Annotated in this window: 9 protein-coding genes and 1 tRNA gene; 6 read left to right on the top strand and 4 right to left on the bottom strand. The window is 41.2% G+C overall.

Features of this window, described 5'->3' with window-relative positions:
• Positions 1–3 precede the first annotated feature (3 nt).
• The 4 genes from WC753_03715 (at position 4) to groL (ending at position 15,460) form a co-directional block, all read left to right on the top strand.
• Positions 4–1,161: a LysM peptidoglycan-binding domain-containing protein gene (locus WC753_03715; GenBank protein MFA6080555.1), complete on the top strand. Its 1,158-nt coding sequence runs from the start codon at positions 4–6 to the stop codon at positions 1,159–1,161.
• A 107-nt stretch (positions 1,162–1,268) separates the two neighbouring features.
• Entirely contained in the window at positions 1,269–13,352 is a 12,084-nt protein-coding gene (locus WC753_03720; GenBank protein MFA6080556.1) for a VCBS repeat-containing protein, read from the top strand.
• A 69-nt stretch (positions 13,353–13,421) separates the two neighbouring features.
• Positions 13,422–13,709: a co-chaperone GroES gene (locus WC753_03725; protein ID MFA6080557.1), complete on the top strand. Its 288-nt coding sequence runs from the start codon at positions 13,422–13,424 to the stop codon at positions 13,707–13,709.
• A 101-nt stretch (positions 13,710–13,810) separates the two neighbouring features.
• Positions 13,811–15,460 carry a chaperonin GroEL gene (groL, locus tag WC753_03730; protein ID MFA6080558.1) on the top strand — a complete coding sequence of 550 codons (1,650 nt, stop codon included), beginning with the start codon at positions 13,811–13,813 and terminating at the stop codon, positions 15,458–15,460.
• A gap of 79 nt (positions 15,461–15,539) precedes the next feature.
• On the opposite strand, the gene WC753_03735 is transcribed toward groL, so the two are convergent.
• The 4 genes from WC753_03735 to rpsB form a co-directional block, all read right to left on the bottom strand.
• The gene (locus tag WC753_03735; protein ID MFA6080559.1) at positions 15,540–16,064 is read right to left on the bottom strand and encodes a class IV adenylate cyclase; all 525 of its coding nucleotides are present in this window, start codon (positions 16,062–16,064) and stop codon (positions 15,540–15,542) included.
• 47 nt (positions 16,065–16,111) lie between these two features.
• Positions 16,112–16,186: transfer RNA gene (locus WC753_03740), tRNA-Trp, on the bottom strand.
• A gap of 134 nt (positions 16,187–16,320) precedes the next feature.
• A complete protein-coding gene (gene tsf, locus WC753_03745; protein ID MFA6080560.1) occupies positions 16,321–17,106 on the bottom strand; it encodes a translation elongation factor Ts in 786 nt (261 codons plus the stop codon).
• Between the two features lie 104 nt (positions 17,107–17,210).
• Entirely contained in the window at positions 17,211–17,978 is a 768-nt protein-coding gene (rpsB, locus tag WC753_03750) for a 30S ribosomal protein S2 (protein MFA6080561.1), read from the bottom strand.
• A gap of 231 nt (positions 17,979–18,209) precedes the next feature.
• On the opposite strand from rpsB, the gene WC753_03755 reads away from it, so the two are divergent.
• On the top strand, positions 18,210–18,773 hold the full coding sequence (locus WC753_03755) for a hypothetical protein (GenBank protein MFA6080562.1): 564 nt from the start codon (positions 18,210–18,212) through the stop codon (positions 18,771–18,773).
• A gap of 3 nt (positions 18,774–18,776) precedes the next feature.
• Complete coding sequence (locus tag WC753_03760; GenBank protein MFA6080563.1) at positions 18,777–19,112, top strand: hypothetical protein; 336 nt, start codon at positions 18,777–18,779, stop codon at positions 19,110–19,112.
• The last annotated feature ends 5 nt before the right edge of the window (positions 19,113–19,117 follow it).

Raw genomic sequence — 19,117 nt, forward strand, 5'->3', positions numbered from 1 at the left:
TTTATGCGTCCAAAATTTGCTACTCGTCTTCGGCGAAGACAACGAAATCGACAAAGAACTCTGAACATGATGGCTCTTTTATTAGTCGTTATTTTACCTGTCTATCCAGCTTTTGGTAACTATATGCAGGACTATACGGGGGCGATCGTACGAGGTAACTATGATGAGAGTACTATCCTCGCGACGTATGATGGCAATACTGGCGCAGAAGTTATCACACATCTTTTTGATATCAATACGGATCCTACTGTAGAAACTGATACTTCTGATCCATCTTCTGTAGATGGTGCACCGCCTGAAATTGTGCTTGTTTCAAAGCCCCCAATAGTATCTGGCCCCAAAGAAGATCCTAAAAAAATACTCTATCCTGTCCATAGCGTGACTCCTAAACAAACTCTTGGAGAGATCACAAAACAATACAGCGTCTCAGAAGCAGCTCTTATGGCTACAAATCCTGGGCTCAATGCTGATCTCAAGATAGGTCAGAAAATTCTGATTCCTACTATTACATGAGTGGAATATGTCGTACGAAAAGGGGACACTCTCTCTGTTATTGCAGCTCAATACGGTATAGAAAACCTTTCTAGAATTTTGGTAGCCAATGATCTCTCAAATGCATCGAAGCTTCGTATCGGACAAAAACTCCTTCTCCCAAATCCTACAAAAGATCCAAATCCAAAAAAGCCCGCAACAAAAACTCCTGTTATCGGAAAAACAACTCCAAAACCTCAAAATACCCCACCTTCTCAAAAATCACAAATAAAACCAGCCGTTAATTCACTCAAAACGCTTACCTATGGATCCTATTCTCTCAATCTCAAAGTAGAGAAAGGGTGTCGAAATTTTGCTTGGGGAAACTGTACGTGTTTCGTCGCAAAATATAAAAATGTCACATGGCGATGAAATGCAAAACAATGGCTTAAAAATGCTCAAAAAGCAGGTGTTCCAACAGGAAAAGACCCAAAACCAGGCGCTATTATCGTCTATGATGGATATGGCTACTCTCCTTACTATGGGCATGTGGGTATCGTGATGGAAGTCGATAAGGATTATATTATCATAAAAGATATGAACTATAGTGGTCTCAATCAGATTACGACACGACGGGAAGAAGAATATGAGAACAATCGAGCCATTAAGGGCTATATCTATGTGGATTAATCTTCCTTTTTTACTCCACAATATTTTTGTCTTTTACAAGTAGATACGCACGAAGTTCCTTTCTGTTATTGGTAAAAATCTATACAATGGTGGGAGTAACATTCTCTGTGCCTCCTTTTAAAAAAATTATTACCTGGTTTTTGATTTTACTTCTGGTTTCTCAGGAGATTTTTCGTATTCCGTACTCACTCTCTACTGCTCAGGCGATAGAGATAGAGAACCATGAAAATCTGGTTTCTCTTGTGGTAGAAGAGAATCTTTTTAAAAAGATGGAAAATGATATCGAAAAATATGCTCAAAGAGTCCAGTCTGTGCTCCCTCATACGCGTACGGTTATTTTGACCTTTTCTGAAAATACACATCCGATGCTGATAGCATCTGCTAACGAACGGCTCTATTATTCAGGTCTTCCGGACCATGGTACCAAGACACAAAAACTCATTGGCACCATTCTTATTGGAAACATTCCTCTTCCAACCGTTCATAAAGATGCATCGAGTTTTCTCTCCGTGTATCCGTATATTGATTTTGATGAACCCAATTTTGTCTGGGACTGGGAGAAAAATGAGTATGACTATATTGCAATAGATCGAAAAAATGCTCGTCCAGAACTTTGGCATTCCGTCATTGCTCCTCATACAGGTGATCTCAATCAGGATGCCAAAAAGATTCAGGATTTCTTCTCTCGAGTCTATCAATATGATGCAAAACAGGGGCAATATGCGGATGTCTGAAAAGATCCACAAGCTCTCTATGTCGATAGTGTCCGTGATTCCGAGGCGACATCTCCAGGTTCTTTTGCAGCGTACGAAAAGATTTTTGTCCCTATCCAAGAATCACTCATTTACAATCGGTATACAAAAGAATTTGCACAATATCTCTATGCAAATTACATCACGTTAATGAAAAAAAATGGTGATGCTCTTGTTGCATCGTTTTCAACGTGGAAGACCCCAGAAAAAAAAGCATCGGCGCAAGCGGATTCCAAAATTTCAACATGGACAGATTCGGAAAGTAGTGTTCCTACCTTCCTTTCCAGCGCGACCGATATTTCTACTCGTATATTTTCACGAGAACTTATTCCGAGCTTTCTCAAAACGCTGAATGAGAAATATATTGGTGATATATCTCGTTGGGTGCACCAGGCGGGGAGATACTATGATGGATTTTCGAAGGTGCGTGTCGATACTATGCCTGAGCTGATACAGGCGCGAGATACGCTTTCGACACAGATGCTTCAGCAGATTAATACGACTTTTGAGACAGTCATCAATGACTACATCGAACATGCTCTCTCCATCGATATTCCGGTACTTGTGAGTCGTTCAAAAGAATTCTCGTGATTTCGATTTACCTATACGAATTATTTCTTTGGACAAAAAGCTAATACTCTCACTGAGGCCACTCAGTGTTCTCTTCTACGGGGGTCAACTTTTGGAGGATATACTACTACAGCAGAAATGAATCATGGATATCATATACAGTGAGCCCAAGATGACACCAAACTCATAAAAAAAGATATCGATGATGGTATAAAATGCAAGAATCAGACGAACTCTTATTGGGGAGGAAATAGTCCTCTGAATCTGACATTTACGGGCGGTTCCACAACTCTCAAAAATCACTGGTATGATGATTTTTCACAACCCGTTTATGATCCTGCTGGAGGAAAACGTGCTACAGGTGTCACTTCTCCTTTTGATTGTCTGAGGACTGATCTTATCCTCGAACCATATTCATATCGTGTACCTATCTTCCGGGGATCAGTGGTTTATGAATGGCCAAAAGAAACTTCTGGTAAGAGGTATTCTTGTGCAACTGATTTTCAGAGTCGAACACAATACTTTAATCTGGAACCAACTCCTGAAAGTCAGGAAAATATCTTTCGAACTCTCCTAAATTGTTCTGGATCAGGGAATGTGAAATTGCTCTGAAGAGACGGGAGACCCTCTCAGACCTGTACATCTTCATGACCTGGAGGCACCTACAAGCTCGTTTCTTCTCTCGTAAAACATACTTCCCCAGACACGGAAACTTATGGACGTCAGCTTACCTCACTTGCGACACCGAATATGCCAGTAGATGAAGAGAGATATGTCCTCTATGTCGATCGAAATCTTCAAGAAAAGCGCTTGAACTATCCAAATGTCTTTGATATAGTCGTGCCTATTGATGCGACGGATGATGTGATACGTTCGAAGATATTGACCTATTTTAGTGCATTTGATTCTCTTCTTGTTCCTGGAAAAAGTACTGCAAGTCTATGAGTTTTTGCTCATCTTGTTGCTCCTGGTGCGATGCCTGCGCAGACCTCTCTTTCTCAACTCGTTGCATCAAATCCTGATCTCCTCAATAATTTAGTCGCATCCCTTCGTTGGAAAAATCTCCCAACGGCTATGAAGTATCAAGTAGGCATACAAGATGTTCTCTCTGGTGATAAATCAGACAAAGTTGCCCTCTTTTGAGATACAAAAAAGAGCTATGAAATATCCTATTTATGAGGACAATGAGATGCAAAAAACTTTGTTATCGGATACCATCCAGATACGAATGGTGATTATCCAAAATGGTATCAGTCTATCGTGGACACACAAAATGCTTATCAAGATCAGAGCGCTATAACTTCTGATACCCAAGATCCGTTTACTCTTTCTCAGGAAGACTATAATGCTGTCCTAGGTACTCTCCCTAGCGATAGTGCAAAAACCAAAAAATCAGATACAAGTGATGATGCATGTACGAATGAAAATGCTGTTGTTATTTGGAAATGGTTGCCAGCTATCCAATGTTGGCTGAAGCACCTTTTTGACACCAAATGGGAAACAGAGGAAAGTGATTTTTCATTTGACTGGTCACCGTACCTCTCTGTTACATGGTGAAACAATACTCTCTTTTCCACGACACGTCCGACAGATATCGTCCACATTGATGCAAATCATAATACCGTCAATGATACACTGGAAAATAATGATGGCTCTTTTGCTCTGCGAAATATGGTCTCCGAATATGTGCTAGAACCAAATACCACACTTCAGCTGAATGCCTATCTCGAAAAAGGTGGCAATGTCGTCAATGAAGATACTTCCCCAATAGAGGTTGTCGTGACAAGAATCGCGAATTTGGATACAGGTAAAGTATACACCTCGAAAGATCCTGATTGGGAGGCGCTCAAAAAACAATATATTTCTCTGACGGGATCTGCAGTTCTCACAGATGGTCGAGCCACATGGACGGTGCGTTCTCTCACGAGCGCACGCATATCTTTTGAGATAACGACTCGTATTCAATCAGGTGGCACTGTCTATATGCAGTCTGAAAATATAACGCTTGTTCCAGAATCTCATTTTCCAGCATTTACTGTGATTTCGAGTGATGGATCGCTGACTCCAAATACCATCAATGCTGATGATGTACAGGGTATCAATATTCTCTTTACTTCCGATACTGTGCCTACGACGGTCGACATTGAAATCGCCGACTACCTCACCGATCAAAACATCTTAAAGCTCAATGCTGTTCCAGTACACAACAAAAATATCCGGCTCTGAAGCCCGGCTACTGATATCGTTCTCCATAAAGCAGGAAAATATGTTTTGAAAATGACGACGAATGGCACAACTGAGACGACTGAATTTTTTATTGCTCCGGGTGCACCGAAGAATATAAATTCTGATATTCCTCCCGTTTTGTTGGTGGGAGAGAATCATACTCTGGATATCGCCATCACAGATACTTGGTGAAATAGTATCAGTCCTCATTCTTGGAATGCTACCATTCATACGTCGCATCCTGTTATTTTTTCTGGTAGTTCTCAACCTGTTCAGGATCTGACATTCTCACTTTCAAAAAAAATACAATTTCGTGCTGTCAAAGAGAGTACAATTACATTTGATATCGTAGCGCAACACAATCAAAATACTGTGCAAAAGAGCACCACTTCTTCTGTACTCTCTGATATAGTCGTGGAACCTACGATTACACCATCAGGAATTGTGAAGGTGTGACAAGAGCTACCAATTGATTTCGTGGTCAAAACAAAAAATGGGACTGTTATCGAAAACTGGAACAGGCCACTTACGATACAAACAAAAGGAACAAAAGCATGACTCGTAGACGAGGTGGTTTCTTTTGTTGGATGAAAATGAAAGGGGACATTTAAAACAGGTACTCAATCGGGGACAACATATTTGTATCTTTCTGATGTGCTCGCTGGCAAAAAGATAGGTAATGATATCGAGATAGCGCCAGATATTCCAAGTCGTATCACATTTTCTGGACCAGATACTCTCCTAGCACGTAAGGGCCAATCACAAGCTCTCTTTGTCCACATCTTCGATACATATGGAAATACGATTCACCCATCAACAGTTGATATACGGATTGTAGCAGACAGAGAAGATCTCCTTGATCCGATTGGTCCATTAAGTCGTATCGAAGGAGAGAAATATGGCGTTCGTCTCACAAGTCGCGGATACCCATGACGAGTTTTACTCCAAGGAGCTCTCTATCAAAATGGTGTTAAAAATACAACAATTGGTTTAGAAAATGTTTGGAAGGTTCAGATTCTCCCTGTTATCTCGTCCGGAGACATAGCAAATAATACATGGAATTCTCTGACGCATGTACTGCTCTGAGGTCCATTTGGCCAGTTTGTTACTTCTGGATATTTTGGAGGAAGTCTACTTTTTGCTCCACATACGAGTGCTCTGAGTGTATCGACTCTTCTCGATAATCCACGATCTGGGCTTGCATCGATCTCGAGCTCATGAACCATACAACTCATAGGACAACCGCGCCTTGGTACTGGGCTTCATGTCGCATGGCAACCAGATGTACAGTCTGCGTTTTCTCTCGTCATATCTGATAAACGTCTCTGAGATATGGCTCGAGTGACCTATCCACGCTTTTCTGATGCTGTTCTTTTTTCTCCTTGTGCCAAAGGCACTCTCTGTGACAGTATGGTATTTACGCCAGCAGGTACTGGAGTAACCATGAAAGATAATGCTCTCATGTATGATTGAATTGTTCTCTCCACACTCAAAGATATCTTTGATGCGCCCGCTCTTTCATTTGCTGTTCTTTCGACAACTCCTAATGTTCAGCTGAATGTCCTCTATCGTGGGAAAAGTATTGGCACACTGACGCTTACTTTCGCACCTCGGACACCCTCTCTTTCAGGATTGAGTCCGAGCACTTTTTCAGTGGAGGTGATGATGTCAGATATTGTCTCAGATACTATCTGGTGACCTATTTCTTCGTCAGATATACGCGGCGTTATGCTCCTCGAATCAGCATCATCGGTACACTACACCGGAGGACCGACAGAAGATGGCTATTCATCTTATCCAGCAAAATATGGTATGGGTTGGACGGGCGATAATCTCGGACTTTTGCATTTTGCCTCGGGGGATAATTGGGCTCAAACGCAAAAAGATTTTGGTGACTATGTAACTGTGAATTTATGAGATCCACTGATAACACTTCCAGAATATAAGGTGGACAGCGCGACATGATTTGATTCTACGATAGGAGTTCCTGTTTTTACGTGAGCAAATGATATTTCTGATTTTTCTCTTACTGATCTCAATAATGACGGGCAAAAGGATATTGTCGTTGTCGATACTACAAATACTGTTTCTGCTGCTCTCAGTAAAAAAGATGGGGACTCTCTCGATATGGGTGAATTTTTGTCGTTTAAAAATGCCCGCAAAGCATCCATTCGAACCGGTGATTTTTTCTGAGACTGATATGCCGATGCAGTCTACATCGATAATAACGGTTCCCTTCGTCTCGCCGCACATGGCGTATTAGAGACCCAGGAAATAGATATCGTGTCCGATAGAGACAGAGATCTGTGATCGATTACACAAATGGAGGTATTCGACATGGACCATGATGGCCGTGACGATATTATTGTGATGGATATTTTGGGACAACTTTCTATCTTTTATGGGGCACCGAGAGAGCGATTTATCTATCAATTCGTTGATCATGTTTTTGATTTTTCTTTTGCCGAAAAATCCCTTTTCTCAGGAGCCATCACGTATGAATACCCAGGTTTTTCTTTTCCAGATTATACCCAAACACAGGAACTTATTTTTCGATCACAGCAAGAACAACTTCAATCACTTCTCTTTACGTCTGTGACATTTTCGAACAAGGGCAATATCCAAGCACCTACTGTCAGCACTTCTCTTGGATCACAATTTGCTGATACTTTTCAGAGTACTGACAGTACGACTGATGGTGCGTCACTTGCTGCAGGATATAATGATCTTCAGACATATTATGGCAGGGCACTTACTATCTCTGACACGAATACACATACTGAAACCCTGTCTCTCCTCAAGGCACCATTTATTGATAAAAATATTCTTGAAATCAGTAAAAAATTTACCTCGCTCGAAAAGGACGGGGTCATCATACCCGGATCACGTATTCAGGGTGTTATCACGGTGAAAAATACTTCTTTAAAGACCCTTTCAAATGTGGTTATTGCCGAAAAATTTCCTACCTATCTAGAATGACCTATTTCCGCGTATACACTCAAGCGTGCTGGAGTGAATACTAATAGGACCTTTGCTGATTCCTCGAGTGGGGGCGTCGCAGACCTCCGAGATATTACCTTAGCTCCTGGCGAAACTATTGAGATTCTCTATACGGCCAAATTTGCATCATTTTCTTTTGGGTCGTTTGACGTCGGACACCTCGAAGATAAAAATGATCCACTTATGAATGTCGATGTCACAAAAGATACAATTCTCACCATCAATCCCGAAGCAAAAAAATTGACCAGCATACCAGAAAAAGATTTCTATAATTCTGATCAATTTGGTGATATCAGAATCAATCCAAATGACACATGTGGAGGGCCGCTCTTTCTCTGGAGATCCCACAATATATTTGATCGCACCTATCAAAAGACACTTATTGTTCGCAATATAGTCGATCCTGATACGATAGCGATGGACATAAGTAATGACCCAACAAAGTCTCGTCCCAATCTTTCTTCCTCCTCTTCGGCTCAGTCTGCTGCTGCCTCTCTTTCGCAAGATTCTTCTTCCGCGTCTGTTGATGGAGTGTGACAACAGTACGCATCCACGACTCAGACACAGCTGGATACTTTTAATCATGATACTGATGGAGACCATATTCCAGATAGATATGATGAGGATACCAATGATGTATTTAGTATTAACACAAGTGGCGATTCTACACAAATCACTATCGGTCTCGGTAAATTTGATGGTATGATCGATAAAGCCATAGAAGGTGTAGAGACATTTATTGCTGGTCTCAGTTGTGGTTTTGGAGATCCATGATGTGTCTCATCCCCGATGAACTGGACATTTAATGTCCCATGAAACACCATCACAGCCCTGGGGTATGCTATCCCTCTTGTGAATAGAGCGCCAATTGCTTGTAACAAAGATGTCCGATGTGGCATGCCTCTTTTCTCATTTCCTACAGCTTCTACTCCGTATTTTTGGCCACCAAATCCAGATGAAGCGTGAGGGATGTTTGATATAGGATCGAACTCAAAAGTTGGGGTGACGCCAAACGGCTTTACTGGCTGATATGGTACTAGTCAGTTTCGACTTTTTCTCTGAGTGACACTCACGGCAGCGATTGCTGAAGTCCTCTGTTTCTGACCCAATAATGCTCCTACACTGAATTTCCCTGGACTCTTTCCTCTCGTGTTTGAAGGGAACTGTATCTATGCTACACAGGCCATTACACAATGTAGTGATGATGGAACAGATGATGTCGTCACAGATTTAGAGGTGACGCAAGATCTCTGAGATTTCCAAGTTTCCGATGCAGATAGTTGTCAATTTTTTACACCCACAACTGCCTATCCTGTCGCGCTTATTGATGCAGTGAATCGGTATATCAATCATCCTACTGCTGAAACACTCGATGCCGTGCGAGCGGAACTCTCGAAAAATACTGATATAGCGACAGGGGAGTATGAGAGTGATCAGAGTCTTCAGTTTTCTACGTCATCTCCCTACCAGAATATTCAATCCAGAACGAATAATAGTGTGATTACATTTCCAGAGATTGGCAGTGGAAGCGGGATGATAAAAGTGACTATAAATAGTTCTGGAATATCGCCTACGAGTTCTACAAGAGTTCTCAATATTAATCTCAAAAGCATCAGTGCTTTCCCAATGTTTATTATGGACTGGTATCATCGTCAAATGGATGAGATTGTGTCGAGTCTGAGTAGTCTTCCAGATATCAAAATATTTTTGCCAGACTTGAGTTCCGGATTTGCAGATGGTGGGTGGATACCAGAATTTGGTGCTTCGGATACTGCTCGTGCGACTCCGAGTAATTCTTCTTCCACAACTACATCCACGACATCGAATAGTACTGGCAGTTGAGATATTTTTACTCCTCTTGATATCGCAACGAATGCTAGAAATAGCGTCGTAGGGGGAGCACAACAAGCCCTCTGATCGATACAATCAGTGTTTGAATATCTGAGTCTCCTCCCCATGGTGAATGTACATCCAGAGACTATTGCTCTCGACCTCCCGTGGCTGGATCGTTCTGTAGGGCAAGCTTGGCTGTATCGAAATGAAGCCATTTTAGCACAATGGGAAAATCTCCCTGCCAATGCTCTCAAGAATGCTGTTGATTATAGTTCTGTTATTTCGAGCATTCGGTCCAATATAGAGACAGTGCGCTCCTATATGAGACTTCCCGAACAACTCCAAAATCTCTTTTATCTCAAAGAAAAACTTCTCTACGAGATTATGAAAAATGTGCATGCTGTCCAACAGTTGATGTGAGGATGGCTCTCAGATAATGGTGAACGTTTCAAAGCGTGGGTTGAAGCATTTATTCTCATCACACGGCTTTGGGATGTATGGCAGGTATTGATTGATGTATTTGATGATTATGAACAATCATGTGCTGTATGTCGTAATGAGCAATGGAATCTCCAGGAATGGTGATGGATTATTATCTCAGCTGTTGTGCCACCTATTCCTGTCATTAAGATGCCGAGATGGCCAGACATCGAGCTTGATTTTTCCGATATTGATCTTGCTTTCGATATCGCTTACCCAGTCTTTAATCTTTCTTTTTACCCTATCACTTTGCCGGATATGCCGACCCCGAGTTTTACAGGAATAACTCTCAAACCTCTACCACAGCTCCCACCACTCCCAGATCTCAATATTGATTTTTCTGTCCCAACTATCAATCTCCCAAAACTCCCAAATCTTCCTCCAGCTCCAAAGATTCCAGAACTTTCTGCTGCCATTTCGGTTGTTCTCAAGATATTTAAAATTATCACTTTGATTCAGTGTCTTTACCGAAAAATTCCTCTCTCTCCTGAATGGTATGTGGGCACAAAAATTGCGCATAAGACAGATCGACAAGGATATCTCCCGATAGACTTTCTCAACGTACAGATGCCAAGTGTTGTCATCAAATGGATTGATGCCATCCGTGTGTCAACCCACGTGGAGCTCAGATATGATGCTGATTTTATCGTAGAAACTATTCGTTCTGCTCTAGAACCACTGACGAATTTTCAGAGAGATCTCTGACAATATAACAATAATACCTCATCTTCTGTTGATTTTAACCTCAGTCAAGAAGAAGGATTGCGTATACAGACATCGTCTCTTGATGAACTGCCTGCACTTATCGGGCAGCTCTATGAGGCGACCATTCATCCAAAAGATGGTATTCTTTCTACTGAACAAAATGCTCTTGGCAGGATCCTGACGCAAGTTGCTCCATCGAGTCAACCAACGAAAATTGCATCTACGATTGATACGAGTATCTATCAGAATCGTTTTCAAAAGCAAGCGCAATTAGTCACAGCAGCACTCCAAGATGACATTGATGCCAATGCTGTCTTTATAGCTGATTTGAACGAGCTTTCTCAAGGTAAAAAACAAATGAAAGATATCGCATGGATGCAAAGTCTCAATCCTTATGAATCTCATCTCTCATCCTCTACTCAGTGACTCGGAAGTTCTGCCTTACTCGATCTCATGCCTTCATTGTCTCAAAAAATACCTCTTCCAACTGCTCTCACTACTGGATTAAGCAAGACAATTGCCGTTACATCACCATCTTCCCCAACACCAGTACCAGCATCTTCTCCGTCGACCCAACAGCATATTGCCCCCGTGACTGCACCTCAAACAACCTCAACAACTACTTTACCCAAAAAATCGAAGGGGCTCTATATCACACAAAATTGAGTCACAAAACGTCTCAACTATTTCTATGAGAGCACCCAAGAAAATACTGTTATTCATCTTATGGATGATGATGGGGATGGAGATGAAGATCTTTTTTATACTCTTGGGAAAACAATTTATCGAAAAGAAAATTATACAAATAAAGCAAAAAGTGTCTTCATTACAGACGCTCCAAGAGTTTTCACGATGATGGACATAATGCATGATTTTTTTGGACAAGATTCTGCTGATATCCAAAATATTCCTCATGATATGCAGATTTTTCTCCGACAGAATCATATGTTTGAAAATATAGACGCCGAATATCTCATTCACAAAAAAACTGATCATGAACAGTTTGATATTTTTTCTCAGTGGTGACAGAGTGATGCTCAGTTTGCGAAGTATAGAGTGGATAGCATCCTCCAGCCAGCCGCCACTGCAAGCGGATATGCTCTTATTTCTCCACCAGTTCTTGCTGATATATCAGGTGATGCGACTCTGAAGCGTGCAAAAATATACCGTACTCTTTTACCAAATCGCAAATATACTGAAGGCGATGTGACCCTGCGTGATCTGCCAAATGACTTTGTGATACGTGCCAAAAAAGTAGTCTATACGAAAGAGAAAACGCAAATAGAAATTATCGCTTGAAATACAAAGAAGAATCTTGAGCTCCGCTCTGGAGAAACACTTTTGTTCGGACGCGATAGTCACATCGATATCCTGAGTGGATCACTTCTTCTGCCATCAGACGAGACAGAAGAAATCCATCTTAATCGGAGTGATATTGGCACCCCATTGTTTCCTAGTGATGTCATAAAAACTGCACATACAGGGGCAGTACAAATAAAATTTTCTGATGCTACACATACGTCTCTTTACCCAGATCAAGAGTGGTCTTTCGTCTATCATACTGGAGTTTTCAAAATCCAAGATTTTTCACTTCCTGTCAGCTCTGGATGGTATTATGTGGTTGCTCATAATGCGGCTTCCATTCGAGAACATTCCATCCCACAGGCGACACTTTTCGATGCCTATACGCACACCGAAAATGATATATTGTTTGATACACTTCCGACGACTCTCCAGCTCAAATTCGATACTCCTACCGAAGTTGATTTCCAACAGTATTTTCCAATTGATACTATCACAAAAGTGGATGTCTCGGGTCTGTCAGATACATTTTGGAGACGAGAAAGTGCTACGAAAATTATTTTTGAAACACTCCAAAAATCACAGTCGATGATTCTCAAAGTGACTGGTAAAAAAGGAACAATTTCTACGTATCCTATGACGCTTGCGACCGAGCCAGCTCGTATGATGATTTCAGGTATCAATAGTGATAAGATACTTTCTGGCACCATCTCAGAAAATACTGCACTGCCTCTCGTTATCCAATCCTACCTTGATAAAAAATCATGGACGATTTCATCCGGAATAGTCGCACAAGATAAAAAATTTTCCACCTCTTTTGCTAATTCTCTGCCAGTATGGGATATTTCTTATGGTGCCGATAAGGCGTTCTCTCTCAATAGAAATAGGGGAGTCCTCTCTTTCGATCCTACTATCACCGTAGTTTCAGATGTCAAAGTCGGATATCCGCTTACGCTCAAAACGGTCTATAATCAAAAAGACATTGCGCGAGTTCTCTACCAAGGGAACAATCTCTCATTCCAGCAGATTGCAACTACGACGGATATCGTCAAAAATACGCTCAGTCTCCTGAGTTCTACATTGCGTCTTGAGACATCGTCTCCATGAGATGTAGCATTAAAAAAATGAGCATATATTGTCGATAGTCAGTATCGTCCCTTGATAGCTTTTGATGCCAATGGTATCGTACGGTATCTGGATACCGCTATCAGATTTTCTGTTGGATATGAGGAAAATATGGTGGTCTTTACGATACTCCGAGAGGGTTCTTCCGTAGGGAAAATCTATCTTTCTGGAGATATGCTGACAGTATGGGATGCATAAAAAACTTTTGACAAAGAAGTTAGCACCTATATAATACGGGTGCTAATTAATTCTTAATTTATTTTCTCTATGGCAACGATTATCCCACTCCAAGATCGTATCGTACTCAGAAAAATGGAAGCAAAAAAAGAAACTGCTTCCGGTATCCTCCTGCCTCGCGAACAAAATGACAGTCCAAATATGTTTCTCGTAGAATCTGTAGGTCCAAAGGTTGCAGAGAAACTTGGTTATGATCTCAAACCAGGAGATAAAGTCCTCAAAGGACAATATTCGGGTGACGATATCAAGATAGAAGGAGAAGACAATCTCACGATCGTCGCAGCAGAGTATATTCTCGCGAAAGTAGAAAGCGAGTAATAGTCATAGAAAAAGTCATAGGAAGGAATTTTTTTTATCATCCGCCCTATGACTATGACTGGTTCCTATAACTTATAATTTTATTTTTAACTCAAAATTTTATGACAAAAAAACAAGTAATATTTGGAGACGTTGGTCGTCTCAGAATGCTCGATGGAATGAAAAAGCTCCATGATGCAGTCGCTGGTACTCTCGGTCCAAAAGGCCGCAATGTGGTCTTTTCAAAAAGCTATGGGCCTCCACAAGTAGCCAATGATGGTGTGACAATTGCAAAAGAATTTGATCTCGAGGATCCTGTCGAAAATATGGGTGCTGAACTTATCAAAGACGTTGCCAGTAAAACTAACGATGCCGCAGGAGATGGTACTACGACTGCGACTGTTTTGACCTATGCTATGATTGCTGAATGACTTCGAGAGATTCGTTCTGGTATCAATGCTATAGAACTCAAAAATGGTATGCGACTCGCTGCTGCTGAGGTGACGAAAGAACTCGTGGCGCAGTCTCGTCCTGTCACGACGTCTGAAGAGATCGCTTCCGTGGCGACCATCTCTGCTCAAAACGCTGAGGCGGGTCAGATCATCGCTGAAGCAATGGATAAGGTCAAACGCGATGGAGTGATCACTATCGAAGAAGGGAAGACCTTTGGAATGACAGTTACCATCACAGAAGGAATGCAATTTAAGTCAGGATATATCTCACCGTATATGATTACTGATACGGAGAAGATGGAAGCGCGCTACGCTGATATCCCAGTGCTGATTACTGATAAAAAAATTAGTTCTACCAAGGACATCATCAAACTCCTCGAAGCACTGCTCCAATCAGGCAAGAGAGAAATGGTCATTATCGCTGAAGATATCGATTCAGAAGCACTTACGACAGTCGTTCTCAATAAGCTCAAAGGTGTTTTCTCTATCCTCGCTATCAAGGCACCAGGTTTTGGAGAACGTCGAAAAGAAAATCTTGCCGATATCGCACTGCTCACGGGTGCTTCCGTCGTCTCTGAAGAGATAGGACTCAAGCTCGAACATGTCGGTCTCGAAGTTCTCGGTAAAATCGATTCTATCACCGCTACGAAAGAAACGACAACCATCGTTGCAACGCAGGCAGATAAATCTGAGATAGAGCATCGTATCGTCGAAATCCGTCGTATGATCGATAAGACTGACTCTGCGTATGATAGTGAAAAAATGAAAGAACGTCTTGCTCGACTCGGTTCTGGTGTCGCTGTCATCAAAGTAGGTGCTGCGACAGAAGTAGAAATGAAAGAACTGAAACTTCGTCTCGAAGATGCGCTCAACTCTACTCGTGCTGCGGTCGAAGAGGGGATTGTGCCTGGTGGAGGCGTAGCACTTCTCAAGGCGGGTAAGATACTCGATAAATTCAAAGCTCCAAACAGTGATCAACAAATCGGTGTCGAGATCGTGAAGCGAGCGCTCAAATATCCAACGCAAAAGATTGCTGAAAATGCTGGTCAAGAAGGTTCTGTGATTATCAATAAAATTCTTGAACACAAAGAATTTCAGTACGGTTATGATGCGGCAAAAAATGAATTTACTGATCTCGTCGCTGCCGGTATCATCGATCCGACGAAAGTCCCACGCACAGCTCTCGAAAATGCTACTTCTATTGCAGGCATGTTCCTAACAACAGAAGCCGTTATCTACGAAGTCCCAGGTACCAAAGAATCGCCTATGGGTGGTGGTATGTGAGGTATGGGATGAATGGGTGGTATGGGGATGATGTAATTTTATAGACAACAAAAAACACCTTTCAGAAATGAGAGGTGTTTTTTTGGAATGCAATATGGATGGAGAAGGGTAAAATTTACTTACCTTGTTTTTCTAGTAACAAATCACTATAAGACACCGAGATTAGGTCACTCTGAGAAATTTCTAATAAATCAAGGTATAGCTGGCATTGTTCCAGGAGTTTTTCTTTCCCGATGGTACCATCGACATCGATAGCTTCTATTTCCACAAATGTTCCGAGGTTCTCCACGATATCGATATGAAATTTTACGTTATCGATAAAATAAATTTCCCTTTTTTTGTCCACGACGACGAGTATGCCAAGCGATTTAATGAGAATTTCTTTGAGTGACGATTTTGAGCCTGGCTCAAACAAGGTAAAATCTGACTGTTTTGGTCATTTTTTATTCTCTCTTTGATATTGGACAAGATAGTTTTCGATATTACCTTCTCTGAGCTTGAGCCGCCCATGATTTACGTTGAAGTATGTATCAATTTGGTGGTCTAGACCTTTAAAAAAAGCATTCTTTGACTTTAAGATTTCTCGTATTTTTTCTTGATTTTCTGATTTTGCTTTAATCTCAATATTGGAATGTGCCATATAATTTTTATGAGAAGATATGAGTATTAATCATAACATGTTTTTATTGGCAGAGCAGCTGAGAATCGAACTCAGATCAAAGGCTTTGGAGGCCCTTATACTAACCGTTGTACTACTGCTCTATATGTTCAAATGTGATGTGATTGTAGGAAAAAAATCAAAAAAGACAAACTGATTTCAAAAACCCTGGGGATTCCCAGGGTTTTTTAAATACTAACAGGGTAGATTCCTGCCTACGCAGGAATGACGAAATCGATTAGATAGAGTATCTCTTGTAGCTAGTGATGACATCACCACCGACATATTGCTCGATAGTCACCTCTGGATTTACAACGAATGGCTGTGTCATGAGCGTGCCTTCTTCGACGAATTTCTTCATCTTTCCTTCGATGATATGAGCGAGGATATCTTCTGGCTTCCCAGCGTTTTTTGGATCCTGTTTCATCATATCGAGTTGGACTTCTCGCTCGTGAGCGATGACATCAGCAGGGAAGTCAGAGACACGGAGAGCGTTTGGGTTGGTTGCGACGGTATGCATAGCGACTTGTCGTACTTTTTCCTCATCTGTCCCAGCTTGTGCTGTGACGATAGCAGCTACTTTGCTGTTTGAGTGAACATAGGTTCCGATGACAGGTGCTTCGACGATATCGAGTGGTCCGAAGACGACATTTTCTCCTGTTTGCTGAATAATATCAGACATACGAGGTGTGAATGCTTCTTTTGCAGCTTCTACAGAGCCAGCTTTGACGAGAGCGTCGAGGAGTTCGTTGATAAATCCAGTGAAGTTGTCAGTTCGTGCGACAAAGTCTGTCTCACAGGTGAGAGAAGCGATGTATGCTTTGTTACCTTCTGTACGGATGATGATACGACCTTCGTGAGTTGCATTATCAGCTCGTTTTCCCGCTTTTGCGATACCTTTTTTGCGGAGTTCATCGATAGCAGCATCGATATTACCGCCTGTTTCTTCGAGTGCTTTTTTACATTCAGTGATAGAGACACCAGTTGCGTCTCTGAGTTGCTTGATGAGTTCGAGAGTAACCATATAAATTAAATTAAGAATAGAGGAGAGTAGGTGGTAGAGTTAGGCGGTAGAGTTAGAGCCAATCTCTGTCTCTAATATCTATCTCTATCTTCTACTGTTTTGTTTTATTCAGCTGTTTCTGTTGCTGGAGCTTCTACTTCTTGAGCTTCTTCTGTTTTTACTTCTGACTTTTTATTCATTTTTGTTGCTGCAGATACAGGACGTTCTGTCTTTTTCATAGCATCAGCGAGTTCATCGATGATAAATGTGATAGACTTCAGATTATTGACGTTTCCAGGAATAAAATGAGTACAGAGTTTTGGTTGACCAGTTGTTCCAAGAAGCGCAAAGACTGGTATATTGAGGACATTTGCTTCTTTAATTGCCTGTGCTTCGTAGTGACCATCGATTACGAAGATACCGTCTGGGCATTTCTTCATCTCTTTGATACCTTCGTAGCGCTTTTGGAGACGAGCAAGTCGCGTCATCACCATCGCTTTTTCTTTTTTGCTGAGACGATTGATTTCACCTGTTTCGATATCTTTTTGGATTTTGTTGTATTCGCGAACTTGTTTTTTGATCGTTGCGTAGTTTGTGAGGAGTCCTGGAACCCAGACACTTGTTACGCTTGAATGACCAGTTTTGAGAGCGAGATCTTCTGCGATTTTTTGGACCTGGACTTTGCTTCCTACGATGAGGAGCTCTTTTCCAGATTTACAAAATTCAGACAAAGCTGTCTTCATCTCAGCGAGCATTTTTTCAGTTTTTGTAAGATCAAAAACATGGATGCCATTTTGTACCCCATGAATATAGGGCTTCATCGTCGGTGACCAATGGCGAGTGTCACTACCGATATGTACTGCGTGGTGCAGCATGTCTTTTATGAGAGACATAAGAAAAAAATAAAAAAATAATCCTTAACCTCTTGTTTGCGTAGCCAGTTTCTGAGGCGAGAGAGGTTCTTAGTTTCTCAAGAGGACAGACTGTATCAAACGAGGAGTGGGTTGCTCATTTTCCGAGCAACGTGGGTAGTATATGGGCTTTCATTATTTTGCAACTTTTTATCACGAGAATTTGCATTGTGAGAAAAAGTGTAGCATACTATTGGTGGTTAATAATCTACTATGGCAACTATCGATACAAACCCAAATCAAAATATTTTGGATCAAAAACCTAATCCAACTGATTCTTATCAGGCGGAACGGGATAAAGATGTACTCAAAAATGAACTCCAAAAATGGTCAAAATGAGAGGATAAAGAAAAGGCACGTGAAATAGATAAGGTGGTCAAAGATATTGTTGCCTCCCCCCGTTCGCCAGCTGAATTAGAGGATATCCTCAGTAAGTTGCCAATTGATAAAAGATTTATCGTTGAAAAAATGATTCTCGACGAACAGAAACATCAGATTGCCATGATGTCACAAGAAAAATATAAACAGTATCTTCAGGCACAGTTTCCAAGTGGCGTACCGGCAAATATCTCAGAAATGGCTCTTGCGATGGTGACAGATACTTCTGAAATGTATAAAACAGCTCAGAAAGAAATAGAAAAAACGACCGCAGGAGAAAATCCTTCCGAAATCACAAAAAATGAACTTAAAACTGATCAAAGAACCGCAATAGCTGCTACACAATGAGCTGAAGAAAAAACAAAAAACATCACGAATGAAATAGGACACATTACCTAAAATATGCCAACTACTCCCTACAATAATAAACCGACCGAAGAACTTCTCCAATATAAAAAAATGGTGGCCGATCTTCAGCAAAAAAAACTCGAAGAATTCGATTTTGATGCGATATTTGAAGCAAATACTCTTGTGCGGAATTTCTTTGAAAAATGGGACAATCAAGAGGGGGTAAAACTGGTGGATCGTATGACAAATGTAATGAAAAATCTCAAGGTTTTGGTAGATTTTGTGAAGTCGCGTCGGGTAAGTGCCGAGATGGGCGAAAAGGAACTCGCAGAATTTCAAACAGAATTCAAAGAGATCAATGATATGCTCAACGCATTTACGGGAATATAATATTT

The organism is Candidatus Gracilibacteria bacterium (assembly GCA_041660965.1).
Taxonomy (GTDB): Bacteria; Patescibacteriota; Gracilibacteria; order BD1-5; family JAGOOR01; genus JAGOOR01.